The organism is Streptomyces sp. PL-25, assembly GCF_058344915.1.
In genome coordinates this window covers 6,277,782-6,302,058 of the sequence record NZ_CP136997.1, presented here as the reverse complement: position 1 = coordinate 6,302,058, position 24,277 = coordinate 6,277,782, and the positions used below count along the sequence as shown (strand labels likewise).

Annotated in this window: 10 protein-coding genes; 6 read left to right on the top strand and 4 right to left on the bottom strand. The window is 69.8% G+C overall.

Annotated features, from left to right (window positions below; translation table 11 throughout):
- Positions 1-83: 83 nt before the first annotated feature.
- From R4Z62_RS28035 to R4Z62_RS28020, 4 genes are all read right to left on the bottom strand, one after another.
- The gene (locus R4Z62_RS28035; RefSeq protein WP_491521244.1) at positions 84-863 is read right to left on the bottom strand and encodes an exodeoxyribonuclease III; all 780 of its coding nucleotides are present in this window, start codon (positions 861-863) and stop codon (positions 84-86) included.
- 46 nt (positions 864-909) lie between these two features.
- On the bottom strand, positions 910-1,545 hold the full coding sequence (locus R4Z62_RS28030; RefSeq protein ID WP_491521243.1) for an MBL fold metallo-hydrolase: 636 nt from the start codon (positions 1,543-1,545) through the stop codon (positions 910-912).
- 144 nt (positions 1,546-1,689) lie between these two features.
- A complete protein-coding gene (gene pcaDC / locus R4Z62_RS28025; protein ID WP_491521242.1) occupies positions 1,690-2,994 on the bottom strand; it encodes a bifunctional 3-oxoadipate enol-lactonase/4-carboxymuconolactone decarboxylase PcaDC in 1,305 nt (434 codons plus the stop codon).
- Positions 2,995-3,626: 632 nt separating this feature from the next.
- The gene (locus R4Z62_RS28020; RefSeq protein ID WP_491521241.1) at positions 3,627-3,809 is read right to left on the bottom strand and encodes a hypothetical protein; all 183 of its coding nucleotides are present in this window, start codon (positions 3,807-3,809) and stop codon (positions 3,627-3,629) included.
- 725 nt (positions 3,810-4,534) lie between these two features.
- Between R4Z62_RS28020 and R4Z62_RS28015 the strand changes: the two genes are divergently transcribed.
- The 6 genes from R4Z62_RS28015 to R4Z62_RS27990 all read left to right on the top strand — a co-directional run bounded on the left by R4Z62_RS28015 (position 4,535) and on the right by R4Z62_RS27990 (position 24,277).
- Positions 4,535-7,117 (top strand): GmrSD restriction endonuclease domain-containing protein, encoded by a 2,583-nt coding sequence (locus R4Z62_RS28015; protein ID WP_491521240.1) that lies wholly within the window; start codon positions 4,535-4,537, stop codon positions 7,115-7,117.
- 357 nt (positions 7,118-7,474) lie between these two features.
- Positions 7,475-8,665 (top strand): serine/threonine-protein kinase, encoded by a 1,191-nt coding sequence (locus R4Z62_RS28010; protein WP_491521239.1) that lies wholly within the window; start codon positions 7,475-7,477, stop codon positions 8,663-8,665.
- Between the two features lie 126 nt (positions 8,666-8,791).
- Complete coding sequence (locus R4Z62_RS28005) at positions 8,792-11,902, top strand: SNF2-related protein (RefSeq protein ID WP_491521238.1); 3,111 nt, start codon at positions 8,792-8,794, stop codon at positions 11,900-11,902.
- Positions 11,899-17,424 (top strand): hypothetical protein, encoded by a 5,526-nt coding sequence (locus R4Z62_RS28000; RefSeq protein WP_491521237.1) that lies wholly within the window; start codon positions 11,899-11,901, stop codon positions 17,422-17,424. The genes R4Z62_RS28005 and R4Z62_RS28000 overlap by 4 nt, the downstream gene beginning before the upstream one ends.
- Positions 17,421-19,310, top strand: coding sequence for a DEAD/DEAH box helicase (locus tag R4Z62_RS27995; protein WP_491521236.1), 1,890 nt, complete (start codon positions 17,421-17,423; stop codon positions 19,308-19,310). The genes R4Z62_RS28000 and R4Z62_RS27995 overlap by 4 nt, the downstream gene beginning before the upstream one ends.
- A complete protein-coding gene (locus R4Z62_RS27990; RefSeq protein ID WP_491521235.1) occupies positions 19,307-24,277 on the top strand; it encodes a DUF1998 domain-containing protein in 4,971 nt (1,656 codons plus the stop codon). Before R4Z62_RS27995 ends, R4Z62_RS27990 begins: the two co-directional genes overlap by 4 nt.

Genomic DNA, 24,277 nt, shown 5'->3' with positions numbered 1-24,277 from the left:
CGGGCCCGCGGCGATGCCGGGTCCGCGGCGGTGCGCCGGGTCCTCAGCGGTGCGCCGACCCGGGGCGATGCCTCGGCCCGGGGCTACACGTCCAGGTCGACCACCACGGGCGCGTGGTCCGAGGCGCCCTTGCCCTTGCGTTCCTCACGGTCGACGTAGGAGTCGGTGACCGCCTTGGCGAAGGGCTCGTTGCCGTAGACCAGGTCGATGCGCATGCCGCGGTTCTTCGGGAAGCAGAGCTGGCGGTAGTCCCAGTACGTGTACGGGTGGTCGTACTTCAGGGGCCGGGGCACCACGTCGGACAGGCCCGCCTCGCGCAGGGAGGCGAGGGCGGCGCGCTCGGCGGGGGTGACGTGGGTGGCGCCCTCGAAGGCCGCGCGGTCGTAGACGTCGTCGTCGGTCGGCGCGACGTTGTAGTCGCCGAGGACGGCGAAGGGGCGACTGCCGGCGGCGTCGCCCGCGACGGCCGCCCGCAGCGCCTCGAACCACTGGAGCTTGTAGGCGTAGTGCGGGTGGTCCACCTCGCGGCCGTTGGGCACGTACACCGACCAGACGCGCAGCGGGCCGCAGGTCGCGGAGACGGCGCGGGGCTCCTGGACGCCGTCGTAGCCAGGGTCTCCGGGCAGGCCCTTGACCACGTCGTCGAGGCCGACGCGGGAGAGCACCGCCACGCCGTTCCACCGGCCGGTGGCGTGGACCGCCGCCTCGTAGCCCAGCTCGCGCAGGGGTTCGAACGGGAACTGGTCCTCGGCGATCTTGGCCTCCTGGAGGCAGAGCACGTCGGTGCCGCTGCTCTCCAGCCAGGCGAGCAGCCTGGGGAGGCGGGCGGTGATCGAGTTCACGTTCCAGGTCGCGATGCGCATGCCTCACAACCTACCCGCCGCGACTGACAAGCCCGCCCGCGTCCGTTCACACGTCGGCGGAGTCCCCCGGCGTCAGCCGCAGGTGCTCGGCGCCGCCCAGGCTGCCGATCTGGTGGTCGTAGATCGGGCGGGCCAGGTCGGTCAGAAGGGCGTCGTGGATGTCGTAGGCCCGGCGCGGTTTGACCTCGCGGACGTACTCGATCACCTCGGCGATCTTGTTCCAGGGGGCCATCACGGGCAGCATCAGCGTCTCGACCGGCTGGTCGGGCACGGTGAGCGCGTCGCCCGGGTGGAAGATCTTGCCGCCGTCGATCAGATAACCGACGTTGGTGATGCGCGGGATGTCCGGGTGGATCACGGCGTGCAGCTCGCCGTGCACCTGCACGTCGAAACCGGCCGCGGTGAAGGTGTCCCCGTGGCCCACGGTGTGCACCCGGCCCGGGAAGGCCGCCGAGATCTGCTCCGCCACCGACCGCAGCGTCCAGATCCCGGCGCCCGGGTTCGCCTCCAGGCCGGCCCGCAGCCGGTCCTCGGCGAAGTGATCCAGGTGCTCGTGCGTGACCAGGATCGCGTCGGCGCCGACCGCGGCGTCCTCCTCACTAAAGGTGCCGGGGTCGATGACGAGCGTCCGCCCGTCCTTCTCCAGGCGGACACAGGCGTGCGACTTCTTCGTGAGCTTCATGGCTCCCATCCTGCCGCGCGGGGCGCACGGACGGCGCGGCGGAACTGGTGCTCCTGGCACCCGGCTGGACGATCACCCCGCTCCGTGGGGCCCGGAGTCCCGGAGTCCGGGGCCCGGACTGTCCTCCGGAGCGCGGGCTCGGTGTCACTCCGTGGGGGTCGTCTCCTCCTGTATGACCCGCTGGGCCACCCGGAAGGCGCTGCCCGCGGCCGGCATCCCGCAGTAGACCGCCGTCTGGAGCAGCACCTCCTTGATCTCGTCGGGGGTGAGGCCGTTGCGCAGCGCGGCCCGGGTGTGGGCGGCCAGGTCGTCGAGATGGCCTCCGGCGACCAGGGCGGTGAGGGCGACGCAGCTGCGAGTGCGCCGGTCGAGCCCCGGGCGGCCCCAGACACCGCCCCAGGTGCTGCGGGTCAGGAACTCCTGGAAGTCCCCGCCGAACTCGTCGGCCTGCGCCAGCTCCCGGTCGACGTGCGCGTCGCCCAGCACCTCGCGCCGGATCTTGAGTCCGGTGTCGTACGCGTCCGGCCCGCCGGCGGGCTGCGGCGGCACCGCCGCCGGGGCGATCTCGGCGATCGGCGCGCTCTGCGGGGCCTGCGCGGGGGCGGCCAGTACGGGCCTCGGCGGGGCCGCGACGATCGCCATCTGGCCGGTGCTCGACTCGAAGGCGGGCTGCCACGCCGTGGAGAAGTGCCGCACCAGCAGGTCGGTCACGGCGGCGGGCTGCTCGACCGGCACCAGGTGGGAGGCGCCCGGCACGACGGCGAGCCGCGCGTCCCTGATCCCGGCGACCAGGGTGCGGGCCTCGGCGGGACCGGTGACCTGGTCCTCGGAGCCGACCAGCACCAGCGTCGGCACGCCCACCCGGCCGAGTTCGGCGCGGACGTCGAAGGAGGCGAGCGCCTCGCAGGCGGCGATGTAGCAGCCGGGGTCGGTGGTGCGCACCATCTGCACGGCCCAGTCGGTGATCGCGGGCTGGGCGGAGGCGAACCCGGTGGTGAACCAGCGGTCCGGGGAGCTGCGGGCGATGGGGTCGAGCCCGTTGGTCCGGACGATCACCCCGCGCTGGCGGAACTCGTCCGCCGTGCCGAACCGGGGCGAGGCCGCGATCAGGGCGAGCGAGGCGAGCCGCTCCGGGTGCCGCAGCGCCAGCTCGACGCCGATCGCGCCGCCGAGGGCGCAGCCGGCGTAGCCGAAGCGCTGCACCCCGAGCCCTTCGAGGGTCGCCAGCAGCCGGTCGGTCAGGTCCCCCACCGACCCGGCCGGATGCGCGGGCGCGCCCCCGTGCCCCGGCAGATCGAACCGGAAGACCCGCCACTGCTGCGTCAGCTCGGGCACCTGCCGGTCCCACATGTGCCATGTGGTACCCAGTGAGGGACCGAGGATCAGGACGGGAGCCTCTTCTGGCCCGTCAAAGCGGTATTGCAGGGTGTTCGACGGTGTCTCACTCACGCCGTAGACCCTCTCACGACTCACAAAATCTCACACAGCCGAAGGAAGCCAGCTGGCCCGATGCATCTGCGGCTCGGCTCGTCGAGCACCGCCGACGGCCTCATCGATCGGGTCCGAGCATCTCAGGATACACGGGCGCCGTTGACGCAGCGTGTCCTGCTGGCCGCGCTCGCGTCTGGTCCCCGCGTCGACACACTGCTTCCTTCGTCAACATAGCTGCCGACAGTTCCCAGTTTGCAGCAAAGCGTGTGGCACCGTCCCGAAGGCCGGGACGGGGAGGCGAGAATCCGTTCGGGCCACTCCGGTCAGCACCCGATAGCCCCCCTTGGGATACGCCGCCGGCCTCACGGGCGACCGTTCACCCCGCCGTGCAGGCGATCCCATGCGGTGGCGGCTTCGCGGAGGTCTTCCATATCTGGCTTCACGTACCACTTGTTCGCAAGTACGGTCTCGGTCGATCCGGTGATCGGCGGCGATGCTGAGGCTGAAGTCAGAGCCTGAGATCGACCGCGGCTGCCTCTCCCGTGCCACCAGCAGTCTGCACGCGTATCGACTCGGGCGGCAGCTGCTCGCTCTCTGCCCTCCGACTGGATGGAAACAACAGGGCACCACAGCCCGGAGCCGTCGATCGGTCACAGCTCGGTCAGAAGCACATGGCAGCGTGTCCAGTGGACCCTCCAGTCGCCATCGGGCGTGGTGTAGGCGGCCTCCCGCACCCGTTCCGTCGCCTGTTCCAGGTGGCTCCGCAGCATCCCCGTTCCTTCGGCGAAGTCGTCCACAACCGTCAGAACGCAGCCGACTTCCTCCTGGTACACCAGAGCCTCGCCTTCCTTGCAGAATCCACCCGACATCGAAGTCGTGAGCGCTCAATGGGTCAGGAACGGTACGTCGAGGAACCCAACCAGGTACTGTCCCCTGGGAAGTACCAGGGCGACGTCTCCCAGGCACCCCGCGCTCCCGCCGCCCAACCGTGGGCTCAGCCCGCTGCCGGGCCGCTGTGGCCGCTGCACCAGCGGCTGGCGAGGCGGCGGCCTACTACGAGATCGCCGACAACCACCTGCAGCGCAGCGTGTCCGGCGAGGAGGGCGAGGACGGCGGGGGGAACTCCTTCTCTTCGTGCTGGTCATCGTGGTGGTGCTGGCGTTGGGTCCGCTGTTCCTCGGAGCATGGATGGTGCGCCTTGCAACGGCGGTCGGCAGGAGCCTCACGCACGGCAGGTTCGTACTTCTGATGGAGGTTCCCTGGCTGGCTGTTCGACGGAGACATGGCGGCGTGGATCACGGTCGTGGGCACCGCGGGCGCGCTCAGCCTCTGGTACGGCCTGACTCTGCGGGACGAGGCGCGCTGGCGCCGTGGGGACGCTGAGCCGACGTAGCCGCATGGCATCGCACTCCGGCCGCCGGTGAGTACAGGTAGCGTCGGTTGCCAGGTCGGTGGCGTGGGTTCCTGGACGAGAGGGCTGAGGGGACCGTGGATGTCCGTGGGAAGCCCTATGGTCGTTCCTGCGCCGCAACCGAATCAGTCACCGAGGGGGGAGACGATGCAGGCGAAGGAGACGTTGTTCGCTGATCTCATGCAGGGGAGGGCCCAGCAGTTCCAGGTGCCTCTCTATCAGCGGACGTATTCCTGGACGGAGAAACAGCTGGGACAACTGTGGAGTGACATCCTGGAGCAGGCGGAGCTGCTGGAGTCCGGGGACAAGGCGAGCACGCACTTCCTTGGTTCCGTCGTGCTCGCGCCGTCTCCGCAGAACGAGGCGACGTTCCCCCGCTGGCTTGTCGTCGACGGTCAGCAGCGGCTGACCACGCTCTCCCTCGCCCTGGCCGCGGTCCGCGATCACATCGCGGACACCGATCCGGAGGAGGCCGAGCGCATCGACGAGGAATACTTGATCAACAAGCGCAAAGCCGGCAACGACCACTTCCGGCTGCTGCCGACACAGGCCGACCGGCCGCAGTTCGCCGCGCACGTCCGAGGGCCAGGCGTGGAGCAGAATGTCGGTGGAAGCGTCGCGACGGCCTATGCCTTCTTCCGCCGCAAGCTCGTCGCGGCGGCCGATCCGGCTGCCCCGCAGGATGTGTTCCGTATCGAGCAGGCCATCACCTCACGGCTCACACTGGTGGCGGTGACCGCCGAGCGCGGGGACAACGTGCACCGCATCTTCGAGTCGCTCAACAACACCGGCCTCAAGCTCAGCCAGGCCGACCTGCTGCGCAACTACCTGTTCATGCGGCTTTCCACCCGCAGTGAGCACGTTTACGAAACCTACTGGCTGCCCCTGCAGGACAGTCTGAGCAACGACGAGCTCGAACAGCTCATGTGGCTCCAGCTGGTGCTCGACGGGGACGACCGGGTGCGTCGCCAGGACCTGTATGCGGCTCAGCAGCAGCGCTTCGAGCGCGGGGAGGTGAGCGAAGAGGAGATCGAGGCGTACATCAGGGAGCTGCACCGTCGCGGCGCTCTCTTCCGCCGGCTGCTCCACCCCGAAGAGGAGCCGGACGCGGCGGTCCGCGCCCATCTGCACCGTCTGGACACCTGGCAGGCCCAGGTCACCTATCCCGCGCTCATGCTGCTGCTCGACCGGCGCGAGAGCGGGGAGCTCGACTCCGCGGACACGGCCCGCGCGATGTCGTACATCGAGAGCTTCCTGGTACGCCGGATGATCGGCCGGGTACCGACGAACAACCTCAACAGGATCTTCCAGGCCATGCCCGGACAGCTCCCACTCGACATGCCGGTCGCCGACGGCCTGCACCAGCTCCTCTCCGCCACCAACCGCTTCTGGCCCGACGACGAAGAGCTGCGGGAGAAGATCCGGACCGCGCCCTTCTACCAGTACGGGCGCTGGCACCAGCGCAAGCTGGTGCTGCAGCGGTTGGAGGAGAGCTACGAACATCCCGAGCCGGTGGACTTCGCCGCCGCGCAGCTCACCATCGAGCACGTCATGCCGCAGTCTCCCGGCAGTGAGTGGATCCGGATGCTGAGCGAGGACGTGGCCGACGGGGAGAGCGCGGAGGACCTCCACTCCCGGTTGCAGCACACGCTCGGGAACCTGACACTCACCGCGGTCAACTCGGAGCTGTCGAACCACCCCTTCGAGCGCAAGCAGGACTTGCTGCAGAGCAGCCACCTGGAGATGAACCGCCGCATCGCCGCCACCGAGCGCTGGGGTGCGAAGGAGATCCGCGCCCGCGCCGACGAACTCGCCGACCGTGCGATCGCGGTGTGGCCGGCCCCGCTGCGCGGAGTGGGCCGCGCGGAACGCAGCCGCGACTGGCAGCTCGTCCACCAGGTCCTCGCCGCGCTCCCCCACGGCACCTGGACCTCGTACGGAGACCTCGCCGCGTTCGTCGGCTCCGGCGCCCAGGCCGTGGGCAACCACCTGGCCAACGCTCGCGGAGTGGCATACGGGTACCGGGTCCTCACCTCCGAGGGCAAGGTCTCCGACGGCTTCCGGTGGGCGGCGCCCCAGGAGGCTGGGAACAACGACGTCCGCGCCCGGCTGGCCGCCGACGGCGTCCGCTTCACGGCCACCGGGTCCGCCGACCCGGCCCAGCGGCTCACCGCCGACGACCTCGCCGCGCTGCTCGCCGGCACGGACGACGACCGAATGGACAGTGAGGGCACCGCTCAGGACGTCACCATGGAGGCGCCTGGCGAGGAGACCCGTGCCGAGCGGTTCTTCCGCCAGCTCACCGCGGACGACTCCCCCGAAACGGTCGAAGCGGTGCGCGCGCTCTTCGCTCACTGGGAGGGACTCGGCGGCTGGATCGGTCACGGCGCGGGTCGCCACACCACCAGCGCGTTCCTCATGCTCGGCGAAGCGGGCAGCCCCGGCCGCGGCGTCTGGCCGATGACGCTCTACCCCGGCACCGGGCGCGGCGGCACGGCGGAAATCGTCTTCCAGTACCTCGCCACGAGGGAGCCGTTCACCGACCGCCCACTGCGCGCCGAACTTCTCACGCGTCTCAACGCTCTGGACGGCGTCGACATCCCGGAGGGCAAGCTGGAGCTGCGCCCGAACATCCGGCTGTCCCTGCTGGAGAAGGAGCGCAACCGCGAAGTCCTCGCTGAGACGCTGACGTGGTTCCGAGACCGGTGGGAAGACCGGGGCACGTCCTGAGGAAAGTTGCGGTGAGCGGGACCAGGTGCTTCCTGACGGCAGGAGACCGGACGGGCCCGCCGTTCGCACCGGCGCCCCGCGGCATGGGGCGTGCGGTGTACGCGATACGCGCCTCGTGCGGTCATGTGGAGCAAGGAACGCTGCGGTCTCCAGCTCGCATTCACGCAGACCGCACGGTCCGGGTTCGTCGTGGGCATGGGGCGGGGTGGGCCTGATCTGACCCGCCTGTCCGTCTGAGGCCGTGATCAGGTCGAAGAGCGGGACGGGGGTCCCTCCGGTTTACTTCCAGGACTAAGGTGTAGGTCTGGTGAAGGCCGCTTGGGGACATGCGGGGCGTCGAGAGGATATGTGCGGTTCATGAACGGGGTGCCCGAGCAGATCGGCCGATATGTGGTCGAGCGGGAGCTGGGCTCGGGGGGAATGGGCGAGGTCTACCTGGCCTTCTCGCCCGCCGGCGACCCGGTCGCCGTGAAACTGATCCGCCCCGATCGGCTGGACCCGGCCACCCGGGCGCGCTTCGAGAAGGAAGCGCTCATCGCCAGGACAGTGGTGGGGACCAACCGAGTCGCCCGGTTTCTCGACGCCGATCCCTACGCGGAGCGGCCTTGGCTGGCCATGGAATACGTGCCGGGCCAGACGCTCCTGACGTACGTGGACGGACGCGGTCCGCTGTCCGCTCCCTTGGTGGCGAGCCTCGGCGCCCTGCTGGCGGAAGGGCTTCAGGCCGTCCATACGGCCGGGCTGCTCCACCGCGACCTGAAGCCGCAGAACGTCATGCTGGGTGCGTACGGCCCCATCCTGATCGACTTCGGCCTCGGGGCGTTCCTCGACACCGCCAAGGACACGTTGTCCCACAGCGGAATGATCATCGGCACCGTGCGGTGCATGCCGCCCGAGCAGGCTCTGGGGCGGACGAAGGTCGAGGAGTCCGCCGACGTGTACGGGCTCGGCACGGTGCTGCTGTACGCGGCCACCGGGCACTACCCCTACGACGGAGCGCGCTGGGAGGCGATCGTCGGGCAGGTCGCCAGTCCCGACCACGCCCCGGACCTGAGCGGGCTCCCGCAGGCCCTGGTACCACTGATCGGCTCCATGCTGGCCCACGACCCGGTCGACCGGCCCTCCCTCGATGCGGTGATGGCCGGATGCACGAACGTGCTGTCCGCGGCGGCCCTGTCTCCCATGGCGGCCCGGCACGCCCTGATCGACGCCACCGCGGTGGACGGGACGGTATCGGCCCCCGGGAATGAACCGGCAGGGACAGGAACGTGGAAGAGGATCGCCGAGCAGGCGGCCGAGCTCGGCGATGACGAGTCGGCCGGGCCTCTGGACAGCCCTCGGCCGACCGCGCCGCAACCGGATGGGGAGGACGCCTCCGAGGCTGAGAACGTGCCCAGCCCGTCCGCGGACAGCACGGCGGCGTCCCCGGCCCCGGTGGCCGATGTTCCCGCGCCCGTACCCATAGCTCGGAAGCCGGGACGGCCACCCGCGTCACAGCGCGTGGCCGAGGAGCTGCGGAGTCGGTACGCCGCCCAGCCCGGCCTCTGAGCCCCGGCTTCCGGCGAAGCCGCGGGGCGGTGTCAGTGGGGCGCGGTACAGGCAGGCAGCATGGACACGGACGAACCGTGCACGACGGTGGTCCAGGAAGATCAAGGGCGGGAAATGGAGCAGCACGTGACCACCGTTGCGGAGGCCGATGACAGCCAGGGCGTGCTCGACGTGGTGAGTGAGGACGGGCTCGCGCTCGACGCGTCGGGGGATGTGGCACGGCCGGGGGGCGGAGCGGTCGCCTATGCTCCGGGCGCCCAGGTCCGGGTCCGTGACGAGCAGTGGCTCGTCCGGAAGGTCGCGGCCACCGCCCGGGACGGCTGGATGGTGGAGGTCACCGGCGTCTCCTCGTTCGTGCGGGGCACCGACGCCGTCTTCTACAGCCTGCTCGACGACATCCAGGTGCTCGACCCGCGGAGGACCGAGCTGGTCTGCGACGACTCCCCCAATCACCGCAAGGCGCGCCTCTACCTGGAGGCCGTGATCCGCAAGACGGCGCTGCCCCAGACCGAGCACGGGCTCGCGCTGGCCGACAGCTTCCTGATGGACAAGCAGACCCACCAGCTGCGGCCGGCCCAACTCGCCCTCTCGATGAAGAACCCGCAGCCGCGCGTGCTCATCGCGGACGTGGTGGGCCTCGGTAAGACACTGGAGATCGGCATCCTGCTGGCCGAGCTGATCCGGCGCGGGCGGGGCGAGCGCATTCTCGTGGTCTCACCTGCGCACGTCCTGGAGCAGTTCCAGCGCGAGCTGTGGACCCGGTTCTCCATCCCGCTCGTCCGGCTCGACTCCACGGGCATCCAGCGCATCCAGCAGGACATCCCGGCAGGGCGGAACCCGTTTGCGTACTTCAAGCGGGCGATCATCTCCGTGGACACGCTCAAGAGCGACGTGTACGCCCACCACCTGGACTCAACCGAGTGGGACGCCGTCGTAATCGACGAGTCCCACAACCTGGTGAACCGCGGTACGAAGAACAACGACCTCGCCCGCCTGCTGGCCCGCCGCACCGACGCGCTGATCCTCGCCTCGGCAACTCCGCACAACGGCGAGACCGAGTCGTTCGCCGAGTTGATCAAGATGCTGGACGAGGCCGCGATCGCGAACACCTCGGACTATGAGGTGAAGGACCTGGACCACCTCTACATCCGGCGCACCAAGACGGACAAGGAGGTGCGGGACTCCCTCAAGGGTGTGTGGGCCGACCGCGGCCCGTCCGAGCTGGTCCCCGCGCAGGCCACCGAGAAGGAGCGCGCGGTCTTCGAGGAGCTGGCCGCCCGCTGGATCCCGCGTGACCCGACCGCCTCCTCGGTCTGCGCCGACCCGCTCGCCGCGTACAACTTCTTCAAGGCCTTCCTCTCCTCGCACAAGGCGCTCCAGAAGTCACTGGATGCACGGCGCCGCTACCTGGCCGGCCCCGCGAAGGTGAGGAAGGGCGAGGACCTGGCCGCCCGCGAGGCCGCCCTGCGGGTCGAGCGCGAGGCGATCGTGGAGCTGGAGCGGCTGGCCGACGAGATCGGTGACGAGGACTCGGCGAAGCTGGACGCGCTGGTCGAGCAGCTGAAGAAGATCGGGGTCGGTCCGGGCTCGGACACCCGCGTCGTCGTCTTCTCCGAGCGCATTCCCACCCTGACATGGCTCGCCGAGGCCGTCCCCGCCCGGCTCGGGTTCCAGAAGAGCGGCTCTGTCGAGGCGGGCGACAAGAAGAACCGGCCCTGGCTGGCGTACGGCGGCGTGGTGCAGGTGATGCACGGCGAGGCCACCAACGAGGACGAGCAGAAGCGGATCGTCGAGAAGTTCGGGCTACGCGACGACCCGGTGCGCATCCTGTTCACAGGCGACGTCGCCTCCGAGGGTGTCAACCTCCACCAGGAATGCCACCAGCTCATCCACTACGACCTGCCCTGGTCGCTGATCCGCATCGAGCAGCGCAACGGCCGTGTGGACCGCTACGGACAGAAGGAGAAGCCGCAGTTCCGCGCTCTGGTGCTCACCAGCGACGTGGAGTGGCGCCGCGCCCCGGAGACCGGTGAGGCCCTGCCGCTCGACGACCGGCTGGTCGGCGCCAAGCTCCTCGAGCGCGAGGCGGAAGCGCACCGGATCGACGGCTCGGCCGAGGCGGTCACCGGCCTGTACCGGGCGCAGGAGGAGGAGAACCGCCTCACCCGCGACCTGCTCGCCGGCCGCACCGTGGAGGAGTCCATCAAGCGCTCCAGCGGCAGCGCCCCGTCGATGCTCAGCAGGATGATGGGCAACATCGGCGCCAAGTCGGCCCAGGACGACATCGCGTACGCGACGGTCCCGAGCGTGTTCCGCTCCACCTCCGCGTACTTCGAGGAGGCTCTGCGCCAGATCTGCCCGACCGGGGCGGACAACGAGCTCAAGCTGCGCCACGAGGACGACGGCACCATCGCGTTCGAGCCGCCGGCCGACCTCCAGTACCGCTTCAAGGCACTGCCCAAGTCGTACCTGACTGAGCAGAACATCCTGCCCACGAGCAAGGCCCCAGGCCGGCTCCGGATCACCTTCGACAAGCGGCTCGGCGAGCAGCGGCTGAAGGCGGCCCGCGAGTCCTCCAAGACCCAGTGGCCCAACGTCGGGTACGTCTCGGACGTGCATCCCGTGCTGGACTGGGTGACCGACAAGGCCCTGGCATCTCTGCGTCACGACGAGGCGTTCGTCCTCGCGTACCGTCCCGACGCCACTGCGGCGGCCAAGCTGGACTCCCGCCTTCCGGCCGAGCTGACCGGCCCGGTCTACCTGGTGCAGGGCATCCACTCCAACGCGCTGGGCCGTCCCACCGTGGTGGAGTGGATGGCCGTCGTCGGCCTGCCCGCCGCGCCCCGCGTCGTACGGATGGACGCGGCCTTCCTCGACGCGTGCGGCGTCGGTCCGAAGATGCCTGGCCGCGCCGTCCCCCGGGAGGAGCGCGAGGTGCTGCAGCGCCTCGTTCCCGTGGCGGTCGACGAGGCCGCGCGGTACCTGCGCGAGCAGGAGGCGGAGTACGCGCGCAGGATCGAGGAGATGCTCGCCCCGTACGAGAAGCGCGTGACGCGATGGCAGCAGGACGCCCTGTTCGCCTCCGCCCGCTCGGCGAAGGGCCGCAACGACGTGAACCTCACGGCGAGCCGCCGCAAGACGCTGATCAAGTCATTGAAGACCTCCGGGGCACCCATGCTGCGCCTGCTGTGCGTCCTGGAGCCCCTGTCCGCCGCCGCTGGAGACACCACCCGATGAGCACCGACTTCGACTCCTTCTCCAACCGCGGCGAGTACCTGTCGGCGCACTACTTCGCCGAGCAGCTGGGCCAGGACCTCAAGAAGGGGCTCTTCGCCACCTGGACCGGCCGCGAGACCGACGAGAAGGACCCGCGTGCCACGCCCAGGGAGATGCTGCGCGCCCTGCGCGGCACGTACCTGTCGGAGGAGTTCCGCAACTTCTTCGCCGAACGCGCCAAGCTGGACGCCGAGGACGACGTCGACGAGAACAGCGCCGCCGCCGGAGCCCGTCTCAACACCTACAACGACGGCGACTGGTGCGAGCGGCTCGGCGCCTGGCACGACAAGGTGCTCGGGGCCCTCGGATTCTCCGGCGGCGCCGAGCGGCGGCAGCTGGCCGTCCACCGCGCCGGACGCGAGCACACCGTCGCCACGGCCTGGCACGGTGACGGCATCGTGGCCGTCGAGTGCGGCTGGGCCGCCGGGAATGACACGGCCCTGGACGCAGCCGGCCCCGGCCGGCTGCGGCACCCGCTGCGGGTGAGCGGCAGCGAGGTCTACGAGACCGGCCAGTCCCTCGCCACCTGGCTCTTCCAGAGCGAGCTGGGCGAGCCCGGTGGGGAGCCGCCCCGCTTCGTGCTGCTGCTCTGCGGCGGCGTCCTCGTCCTGGCCGACCGCCAGGTGTGGGGCGAGGGCCGCTTCCTGGCCGCCAACCTCGACGCCGCGCTGGAGCGCAACGACCGCAAGCAGGGCGGCGAACTGGCCACCATCGCCGCCCTGTTCAGCCACGACATGCTCGCCCCCGCCGAGGACGGCAAGGGGCCGGGCATCGACGCCCTGGTCAAGGCATCCCGCGACAACGCGGTCGGCGTCTCCGGGGAGCTGCGCGAGGGCCTGCAGCGCTCGGTCGAGATCATCGCCAACGAGGTCCTGGACCGGCTGGAGGAGGCCGATGTCGAGCCTCGTCAGATCGAGGACCCGAAGCTGCCGTTCGCCAAGGAACTCACCCACGAATCGCTGCGCTACCTCTACCGCATCCTGTTCCTGCTGTACGCCGAGGCCCGCCCGGAGCTGGGTATCCTGCCCGCTGACGACGGCACCTACGAGGCCGGCTACTCGGTGGCGCGGCTGCGGGAGCTGGTCGAGCGCGACGAACAACTCGTCGAGGAGGAGGCCCGCAACGGCTTCCACCTCTTCGCCTCCCTCGACGTCTTGTTCAACAAGGTCAACCACGGCCACCGTCCGTATGGCACCGAGCCCGACGACGAGCTGCCGGACGACGACGAGGAGACCCGCAAGCTCAAGGCCAAGCGCCGCAGCGAGGACCGCGGTCTGCGCTTCGAGCCGCTGCGCAGCGAGCTCTTCGAGCCCAAGTCCATCCGCCTCATCGGCCGCGGTGTCCTCGACCCTCGCAGCGACGAGGACACCGAGCCGAGGTGGCTGGACCTGCGGCTGCGCAACAGCGCCCTGCACGAGGTGCTGCGGCTGCTGACGATGAAGAAGGCCAAGCGGCGCGGGGAACGCGGCGGCTTCATCTCCTACCGCAACCTCGGCATCAACCAGCTCGGCGCCGTGTACGAGGGCCTGATGTCGTACACCGGCATCATCGCCGAGGAGGGGCTGTCCGAGGTCGCCAAGGGCGGCGACCCGGAGAAGGGCTCCTGGCTGGTGCCCGCGCACCGTTTGAAGGAGTACCCGGAGAAGACCTGGGTCGAGTACGACGAGCACGACGCGGTCAAAGGCCTGCGCGGCCCGAAGAAGTACAAGGTGGGCGAGTTCGTCTACCGGCTGGCGGGCCGCGACCGCGAGACGTCCGCCTCGTACTACACCCCCGAGTCCCTGACCAAGGTCACCGTCGAGCTGGCGCTCAAGCACCTCCTCGACCAGGAGCGCGACGAGAGCGGCGAGATCGTCCGGACGCGGGCCTCGGAGCTGCTGAAGTACAAGATCTGCGAGCCCGCGCTGGGCTCCGGCGCGTTCCTCAACGAGGCGATCAACCAGGTCGCCGAGGAGTACCTGCGCCGCCGACAGGACGAGCTGGGCGTCTCCGTCCCGGCCGCGGACGCGCTGACGGAGAAGCAGAAGATCAAGGCGTACGTCGCCCTGCACAACGCGTACGGCGTCGACCTGAACGCCACGGGAGTGGAGCTGGCCGAGGTCTCGCTGTGGCTCAACACCATGCACCCGGGGATGCGGGCGCCGTGGTTCGGCCTGCACCTGCGGCGGGGCAACTCGCTGATCGGCGGACGGCGGGCGGTGTACGCGGGCGAGGACGTCGTCTCCCCAGCCAAGGCCTGGCTCGCGGCGAAGAACACCCTGGCACCGACGCCGCTGCCGTTCCTCAAGGACGGCGAGCCACAGCCGCTGCCCGAGGACGCGGTGCACCAGTTCCTGCTACCGACCCCCGGATGGGCGGCGGTGACCGGCTCGAAGGAGGCCAGGGAGCTCGCCAAGGACCAAGTGGCGCAGCTGGCCGCCTGGAAGAAGGGCATCCTCCAGCGCCCCAAGCGCAGCACCGCGCACCTGAACAAGGACGGCACGCCCAAGCTCGACAAGGCGGGCAAGCCGAGGAAGGAAGCGTCCTCCCAGTTCACCCGGCTGCGGGACGCGGCCAAGCGGGCCGAGTTCCTGTGGTCGCTCGTCATCAAGCGCATGCAGCTCTCCGAGGCGGCGATCGCGCGGAAGATCGACGTGTGGGGCGCGGCGCCGGACGACCCCGAGTACGACTTCCTGCGAACGGCGGCGGGCGCGGTACCGAAGGAGCAGGTCATGACCGACCTGTTCCTGGCCACCGAGACGCCGTACTGGCGGCTGAAGAAAGTCATGGACGCCTGGTGCGCCCTGTGGTTCTGGCCGGCGGAGAAGGCGTCCCTGCTGGACGGCACGGACGGGGTGTACGACGACACGGTGCCGGCGGTGGCCTCGGCGGACGCGCTGGGTGATCTGTTGGGGGTGCCGCTGGTCGGTGGGGAGGCGGGAGCGGTCTCTCCGGGAGGGGGGAGCGAGTCCGCGGCGACGATCCCGGGGCCGCGCTTCACCGAGCAGACCATGCTGTTCGCGTCGAGGCCGACGCAGGGCACCCTGACGTCCGCCCTGGCGGAGGACGAGCCGCTCATCGACCTCCAGACGGTGGAGGCGGCCGGTCAGTCCAGGCGCAATGCGCCGAAGCAGTCCAAGCAGCGGACCTGGCGGGACACCATCCCGCTGGTCGAGCTGGACGACTGGCTGGACTTCCTCGAAGCCCTCCTGGGCACGGTCGACCCCGACGAGGAGAACCTGATCACCGAGTTCGACAACCTGGACGCGCTCAAGGACTTCGAGAAGAACCTCCCCCGCCTGATGGGGATGGACCTCGCGGACCCGGAGACCCGCTTCCCTTGGATGCACACGGTCACCAACATCGCGGAGGAACAGGGATTCCTGCACTGGGAGTTGGACTTCGCGCTGGTCTTCGCGCAGGGCGGCGGGTTCGATCTGCAGGTGGGTAACCCGCCTTGGGTGCGGCCCCGATGGAACGAGAGTTCGGTGCTGGCTGAGCATGAGCCGTGGTTCGCACTGACTGAGCGAGCGTCGACTGCGGAGAAGCACGAGCGGCGGGCTGAGCTTCTGCGGCTGCCGACGGTCCGTCAGCACGTGCTCGACGAGCTGACCAACGTCTCTGGGCAAGTAGCGGTCTTGGGAGCGTCGCAGCTCTACCCCTTGCTAACCGGCACGCAGCCGGACCTGTATCGGGCCTTCATGTGCCAGGTGTGGGACCACGTGTCGGCGTCGGGAACCACGGGGCTGGTTCACCCCGACAGCCACTTCACCGGCGACAAGGAAGGCGCGCTGCGGGAAGCTGCCTACCGGCGGCTGCGTGTTCACGGCGACTTCGTCAACTCGGGACAGAAGTTCTTCCCGCGACCGGTGGGCGACACCGCTCACTTCGGTGTGCACGTGTACGGCCGTCAGCAGCAGATCGTGTTCGACCACCTGTCCTGGCTGGTCTCGGCAGACGCCTTGCGGTTCTCCGCCACGCATGACGGCAGTGGCGAGGTGCCTGGCATCCGGTACCGCAACGGCGAGTTCGACGAGCGACCGCACCGGTCGCGGGTAGTCCGAGTCGATACGGGCCTGCTGGCTGTATGGCAGCGTCTGCTGGATGAAGAAGACAAACCGGTTGAACAGGCACGGCTGCTTTTCCCTGTGAGCATCGCGGAAACCACCGCCATTGCGTCGCTGGCAGACTACCCAATGCGTTTGGGGAGCCTCTCACCCGAAATCACCGATGGCTGTACCGAGGTGACCTCTAAAGCAAATGGCTTGATCGACTACAATCGGGCGTCCGGCTCTGACGGATCGGAATACACACCTAAGGCATGGCGCGAGGTGATCCTGAAGGGGACCCAGTTGAGTGTCGCAACCCCTGCCTTCAAGCGCCATGACGCAAACAGTAACGATCCGTTCGGCATCGACCTAGTATCTCTTTCAGAGAGCTTTGTCCCTGATTCCGCCTTCGTTCGCATCAAAAACAAGACGATCGATTACCTCGCCGATCAAGATAGGTGGCTTTCTAAAGATGCGCTGAAGCGTCTACGGCATAGCGAGACAGCACACAGATGGGCCAAGCAGGAGATCGCCCAGACCCGAAAAATCCCGCTGGAGGACGTTGATACTAAGAGCATTAATACCATGCTCGCTAAATGGGCACACCGCAGGCACACTTCCTTCCAGCGGCTTGCATGGCGCCGCCAAATTGCCCCCAATACGGAACGCGCTCTGTATGCTGCTCTAATTCCACCCGGAACCGCCCACGTGGATACTGTCTATAGCCTTGCCATGCAAGACACTCGCATGACCGCTCTAGTGGCTGGCTTTTGGGCTTCCCTCCCTCTGGATTACTTTCTGCGTATCACTGGACGTAGCGATCTCCGAGGCGCTGGAGCAAAGGCAATGCCCGCGCCTCGCCAAGGCCACCCGCTGGCCGCAGCTCTACTGCTCCGCACCCTCCGCCTGAACTGCCTCACCACCGCCTACGCCGACCTCTGGCGAGAGCTCTACGACCCCACCTGGCCCGCCTACGAGCCCTGGGCCCTGCCCTGGCCCGGCCTGCAGCCGCTCCAAGACGTCACCGCCGACTGGCGCCCCGACACCCCCCTCCGCACGGAACGTGCCCGCAGGTCCGCCCTCGTCGAGATCGACGCCCTCGTCGCCGTCTGGCTCGGCATGGACGCCGACGCGCTCATCGCCGCCTACCGCGGCCGGTTCCCCGTGCTGCAGAAGTACGAGGCCGTGACCTGGTTCGACGCCGAGGGCTGGAAGCTCGCGGGTAACGCCCGCACCATCGGTCAGCGCCAGACCAAGGAGACCTGGGGCCAGTTCGAGGCGTACCTCGCCGACCCCGACAACAACCCTGTCCCGGACGGCTACACCGCCCCCTTCTACAAGGCCGACCGGGAGAAGGAGATGCGTGAGGCGCACGCCTACTTCCAGAAGCGGCTGGACGACGCCGTCGCCCATGGTGAGTGGGACCCGGTGAAGCAGGAGGTGCCCACCCCGTGAGGCCGACGCTCGAAGCGCAGGGGCTCAAGGAGAGCCTGCTTCAGTACCTCTCGACGACCTACGCGCTGACCGACGAAGGCGCCCGGGAGTCGCTGCACCGGTTCCTCGGGGACGAGACGTCCGGCATGTTCCGGGGGCCGTTCCTGCGGATACGGACGCCGTTCACGCAGGCCGACGACTCCTGGAAGGAACTGCTGGACTGGCGGCGGACGGACGGCTGGACCCCGTACGCCCACCAGGCGAAGGCGTTCCAGCGGCTGTCGTCCGCACGCGGACGGACCCCGCGGCCGACCCTCGTCACGACCGGTACCGGCTCCGGCAAGACCGAGTCGTTCCTCTACCCGGTCCTGGACCACTGCGCGCGCGAGCGCGACGCGGGGAACCAAGGCATCAAGGCCGTCTTCCTGTACCCGATGAACGCGCTCGCCACCGACCAGGCACAGCGCATCAACGACCTGCTGTGCGAGTACGACGCCGATCTCGGCAAGCTCCGCGCCGGCCTGTACATCGGCGACCGGGCGGAGACGAAGTACGACCGGGTCTACACTCGCCGCTCCGACATGTGGGTGTCGCCGCCGGACATCCTGATCACGAACTACAAGATGCTGGACCTGCTCCTCCAGCGCTCCCAGGACGCCGCGTTGTGGAACGGCGCGGACATCCGGTACGTCGTCGTGGACGAGTTCCACACCTACGACGGCGCCCAGGGCACCGACGTGGCCATGCTGCTGCGACGTCTGGCCGCCGCAGTCGGGGCGTCGGAACCCGGAAACCCGCTGGGGCGGATCTGTCCGGTCGCCACCTCCGCGACCCTCGCTTCCGGAAAGGACGGGGACGGCGTGCGCCGGCTCCTCACCGTCGCCACCCAGGTCTTCGGGACCGAGTTCACCGAGGACGCGATCATCGGTGAGGACCGGCAGAGCGTCGACGAATTCCTTCCGCCCGACGACTTCGACCCGGCGCTGCCGGATCCCTCCCCGGACGAACTGGCGCTGCTGCCCGATCCGACCCTCGGCAGTGATGAGTTCGCTCACCTCGTCGAGACACTGACGGGCACCTGCGATGCGGACCCGTTCCTGCTGGGCCGGAACCTGAAGCGGCACACGCTCACCTCCGCCGTCATGCAGGCGCTCGACGGCGAGGTCCGCACCACCGGCGAAGTGCTCGACCTGATGTGGCGCAAAGGCGCGCGTTCGTGGGGCAGGACCATCACCGAGCGGCCCGAGGTCGCCGCCTCCGCCCTCGCCCGCTTCGTCGCGCTGATGGCCGTCGCCCGCGATCCCGAGTCGACTCCGGAGCGTCCGCGGCCCTTGGTGCAGATCGAGGTGCACCAGTGGGCCCGCTCGGTCTCCCGCCTTGTACGGGGCGTGCTGCCGTGGCCGAAAGCTGAGTTCCAGTGGGACGCTGCCGGCGCGTCGGACCGGCAGGGTGACCAGCACGCCCGGACGGCGCCGGTCACCACGGCAACTGGGGGCCAGGCCTCGAACCTGTTCCTGCCCGCCGTGTACTGCCGTGACTGCGGGCGTTCGGGCTGGGCGGTGTTCTCCCCCGGAGACGGACGACACCCATGTCCAGGTCGACTCGCACAAAATCCGGCGGGCCTCGGTCAGCCAGGACAAGATGCGGGTGCGCAACCTGATCGCAGCGACAGACGCCGAGGCCCGCGAGGGCTCCGGCACCGCGCCGATGGCTTCGGCCGGGCGAGGCGCGGACGGCGGCCGCGGCACGTCCGTTCTCTCCTCGGGCCGGGGCGGGCAGTTGCGCGTGCTGGACGGGCCGAACCGAAAACTACGCCTGCCCGATCCCGTCAGGGACTACGCCTCCTCGACCGGACAGCCGCGCCCGGCGGCCGGCGACTCCGCCTTCGTCCTGGTGAACCTGGGTGAAACGGCGAACACGGCGGCCCGAGGAGGACTGGTGCCCGGCGTGCGGGTCGCGCAACGCGATCCGCTTCCTCGGCACCGGTGCGGCGGCGCTTGCCGCGGCCTCGGTCACCCAGCTCTTCACGGGGGGTGAGATGGACGAGGAGCAGGGCGAGGGCAAGACGCTGATGTTCAACGACTCTGTGCAGGACGCCGCGCACCGGGCCGGGTTCGTGGCCTCCCGCTCGTATACCTTCTCGCTGCGCGCCCTGTTCAAGAAGCACCTGTCCGAGAACCGGCCGACCGCGCTCAACGACCTGATCGCGGACGTCGTCGCGGCCACCACCGACCGCACGACGCTCGCCGCCGTCGTCCCGACCGACCTGCACGACGTCGCGGGCGTCCAACGGCTGCTGTCCGGCCAGGGCCGAGGCGGCGACCGCAGGACATGGAACCTGATCGGTGAGCGCTTCGCGTTCGAGGCCCTGATGGAGTTCGGCTTCCGCTCCCGCAACGGCCGGACCCTGGAGCTGACCCGTACGGCGGCGGCCCAGGTACGCATCGCGGACGTGACGGCGGCGGTCGCGGTCGTCAAGGCCGCGCATCTGGCCGAGGAGGGCCCGCGCGGCGGGCTGCCGCCCGTCGAACAGGACGACGCCCGCTACCTGGCGTTCCTGCGGATCTTCCTGGAGCGGCTGCGCACCAGAGGCGCGATCGGCCACAAGTGGCTGGACGGCTATCTGAAGGAGGCCGGGACCAGCCGCTACTTCATCTGGGGCAGGCGGCCGGTCGGCATGCGCGCCTTCCCCAGGGGCGTCGCGGCGCCGGTGTTCCTCCTAGACCAGCCCAAGGCCAAGAGCGAGTTCGACTTCGCCACGGGACGGCTGTCCTGGTACGAGCGGTGGGCACAGCGCTGCCTGGATCTGCCCCGCGAGCAGACGGCCGGGTTCTGGAACCGGCTGCTGCCGGACCTGGTGGCGGCCGGACTGCTTTCGGTGCGCACCCCGGCCGACAGCAGCCTGCGGATCTACGGGCTGCAGCCGGGCGCCATCGACGTGCGGCTCCTCGCCGACGACATCGTCAACGACGCCTTCGTGCGCTGCCCGGTCTGTTTCTGGGAGCAGACGGTCCACCCGGACGTCCTGGACCAGTGGCACGGCCAGCCGTGCCCGTCGTACCGCTGCCGCAGGGGCCGCCTGGTCGCCGGGAACCGCCCCGAGGAGCTGGGCAGGCACCACCGGGACCGGAACCACCGAGATGACTACTACCGGCGCCTGTACCGCAAAGCGGGCACCTACCAAGTGATCACCGCAGAGCACACCGGCATGCTCACCCGCCCGGAGAGGGAGCGGGTCGAGGCGGCGTTCAAGCACGGCACCGGCTTCAAGGACCCCAACGTGCTGTCTTGCACGCCCACCCTGGAGATGGGCATCGACATCGGCGACCTGTCCGCCGTCGTGCTGGCCGCGCTGCCGCGCCGGCCCGCCAACTACGCCCAGCAGGTGGGCCGGGCCGGGCGGCGTACGGGCAACGCGTTCCTGCTGACCATTCCCGACCGCAGCCGCCGCGACCTGTACTTCCTCGACCAGCCGCGCGAGATGATCGCCGGCCGGATCGTGCCGCCGGGCAGTCATCTGTCGGCGATCGAGATCCTGCGCCGCCAGTACCTGGCCCACCTGCTGGACCTGGCCGCGCGCGGGCGCCTGCCGCGTCCTGACGGCAAGCCCCTGGCCGCGATCCCGCCCCGGGCCCCGGAGCTGTTCGGCCCCTCGGGCTACCTCGCCGACCTGGTCGAGGCCGCCCTCGCCCATGCTGACCAGCTCGTCGACGGATTCCTGGGGTTGTTCCCCAGCGGAGTGAGCGACCAGGCACGGGCCGAACTGCGCGACTACGCCACCCGCAAGCTGCGCAGCGCGGCTGAGGAGGCCGAACGGCAGTGGCGGCGCGGTGAGGAGGTGCTGCGCCGCCGGTTGAAGATGATCGGCGAGGCACGCGACGAACTGCACGACAGCGACGACGAACAGGCCCGGCAGAAGGCCGAGCTGGACGCCGAGCACCGGTCGGTCGGCAAACGGCTGCTGTCGCTCGGACTCACCACCGCCCAGCAGGCCCTGTGCGACCTCGGGCTGCTGCCGAACTACGCCCTCATCGACGCGGCGACCACGCTGAACGCCACGCTGTACTGGCCGGACGGCGCTGACGAGAAGACCGGCAGGGAGACGTACAGGTCCAAGCCGCGCGCCTACGAGCGGCCACGCCGCTACGCCTTGTCCGAATTCGCGCCCGGTAACACGTTCTACGTCAACGGCTACAAGCACCAGGTCACCGGCCTGGAGATCGGGACCGCCACCGATCCCGACTGGCGGCTGTGGCGGTTCTGCCAGGAGTGCGGGTACGTGCGCACCCAGAACGCCCAGGACGACCGCTCGCCGTGCCCGCGCTGCCGCAGCGCCCGGATCGCTGACGACGGCTCCTGCCTCCACAAGGTCGTCGAGCCTGTCGTCGTCACCTCCCGGGACAAGCGGGAGGACGCCCGGATCAGCGATGACAAGGACGACCGCGAGCAGCGCCACTACACGGTGATCGACGCGGTCGACATCGCGCTGGAGGACATCGAGCCGAAGACGTCCTGGCGGCATCAGACCCAGGCGTTCGGCATCGACTTCTGCCGCACGGCACTCATCCGGCGGATCAACGTCGGCCCGATGCGGTTCGACGCCAAGGCTGAGGACGACTTCGCCGGGCACAGTGTGCGGATGGCGCCCTTTCACGTCTGCACGGGCTGCGGCGCGGCGACGGCCGACGGGCGGCCCGTCTTCGACCACGACACCGACGCCCTGGACTCCGCGGCGGCGCGCAATCCCAAGCTCAAGCACCACCAGCCGTGGTGTCCGCTGCGTCGGGGGAAGAAGCCGCAGAGCGTGCCGCAGGAACCGGTGCTGCTCGCCCACCAGCTGCGCACCGAGGCGCTGCGGGTGCTGCTGCCGGCCGCCACCGTCCTGGTCGACGAGAAGATCCACTCCTTCCGGGCAGCCCTGCGCCTCGGCGTCGACCATCACTTCGGTGGCGATCCGCAGCATCTGGACTCGACTCTGGCGCGCATGCCCGACAAGGCCACCGGCGAGACACGGCACTTCCTGGTGCTCTTCGACCGCCTGCCGGGTGGCACCGGTTACCTGCACCGGCTCACCGACCCGGCGCACTTCCGGGCCGCCCTCGCCGACGCACGGCGGGCGCTGCTGAAGTGCCCCTGCCGCGACGAGGGCCAGCTCGCCTGCCACCGCTGTCTGCACCGCTACACCGAGGAACGGCACCAGGACATCGTGTCGCGCCTCGAGGCCCTGCAGATCATCAACGATCTGCTGGGCCCGGTCGACCAGGACGGCGAGCCGGTGCTCGGCGAGGACGGGCACCCCGTCGACCTGTGGAAGGTCGCGCAGTTGCCCAGCACGGACCTGATCGGCTTGGACAAGCAGGTCGAGTCCGATCTGGAGGCCCGGTTCCTTGCCGCGCTGCGGACGTGGACCGGCGGGGAACAGGACGCCGTACTGGAGGAGAGCAGTACGGCCAGCGGCTACCTGCGCTTCAGCCAGGGCGCCAACTGGCGGCTCACGGCACAGCGGGACATGGAGTTCACCCGTACCGACTTCACCTTCGAGTCCACGGACGGCCCCAAGGAGTACGTCACCGTCTACCTCGACGGCCACCGCTACCATGCCACTCGCGCCCATAACCGGATCGCAGCGGACTGCGACAAACGCAACCAGCTGCGGAGCAGCAACCACATCGTCTTCCAGCTCACCTGGGACGACCTGGAGCTGTTCGAGAAGGGCGAGGCCGCGAAGGCCGAGCCGGTCTGGCCGCCGTACCCGCGCAGCGCTCAGGACGCGGCCAAGGACTGGTACGAGGAGATGGGCGGCGAGCGTGCCGAGTTCCCGGAGGCCGTGTTCGCCAACCCCGTCGACACGCTCCTCGCCTACCTGCGCGAGCCGGCCAAGGAGCGCTGGGGACGCCGTGCCAGGGCTCTGGTGGGCGGTCTCATGGCCGAGCCCGCCGCCCTGGCGATGCAGGCGGACCGTTCCCAGGCGCGCCAGGTGCTGAGGTCCGCGCTCGATGCGTACGGCGCGGGCCGGGAGCCGTTGTCCGCAGAGCCCGTCACGGGGGACGGGGCCGTCCTGGTGCTCCGCGCGACCGACGGGTACGGCCTGTCCCTCCTCTTCACCGTCGACGCGAGCGACGGCGAGGACGCGAACGCGGTGCGGTGGAGCGCGCTCGCCGTGTTGGACGACCGTGACGAGGTCCTGGGCACCGACGAGCACAAGCTGCGCTGGCGATCCTGGCTGTACTGGTCGAACCTGCTCCAGTTCCTCGCGTTCGCCGGCGGGGACGGCGTGCAGCTGGCCGGAAGCCGTGCGCGCACCTTCCCCGTCGATGTACTCGCCGTCACCGGCGGTATCGGCGAGCTCGACTCGCTCATCGCCGTCCGCCGGCCGCGGGAACTGCCGACGGCGGTGGCACAGGACGCGCCTGCCGCCACCGCCTCCGGGGCGGAAGCCGGCGACTCCGTGGCCGAGCAGGCCGTCGCCCGGCTGCTGCGCGACGCCGCCTGGGACGAGGACATCCTTCCACTGCTGGAAGAGGACGAGCCGGATTCGGCGCTCACACGGCTCGGCCGCGAGCTCGCCGGACACGGCAAGCAGGCCCCCGTCTTCGGCTTCGAGCTCGGTGAGCGCGGCTGGCAAGCCGACTTCGCCTGGCAGGAGCCCGGCGTCCGGGTCGCCGTCGTCGCCGCACCGCACGGCGAGGACGACGAGGAAGCCCTCCGGCGCGACCATGCCTACGCCGACGCGGGGTGGACGGTCCGTACGGCGGCCGACTGGCTCGTCCACCTCGACTCTCTCATCGGCGCGCTTCCCGACGTTCCGCAAGCGCGCGGTACCAATGACGCGCCCGACTCCTTCAACTTCCCCCGCGACGGAAGGCAGAACTGA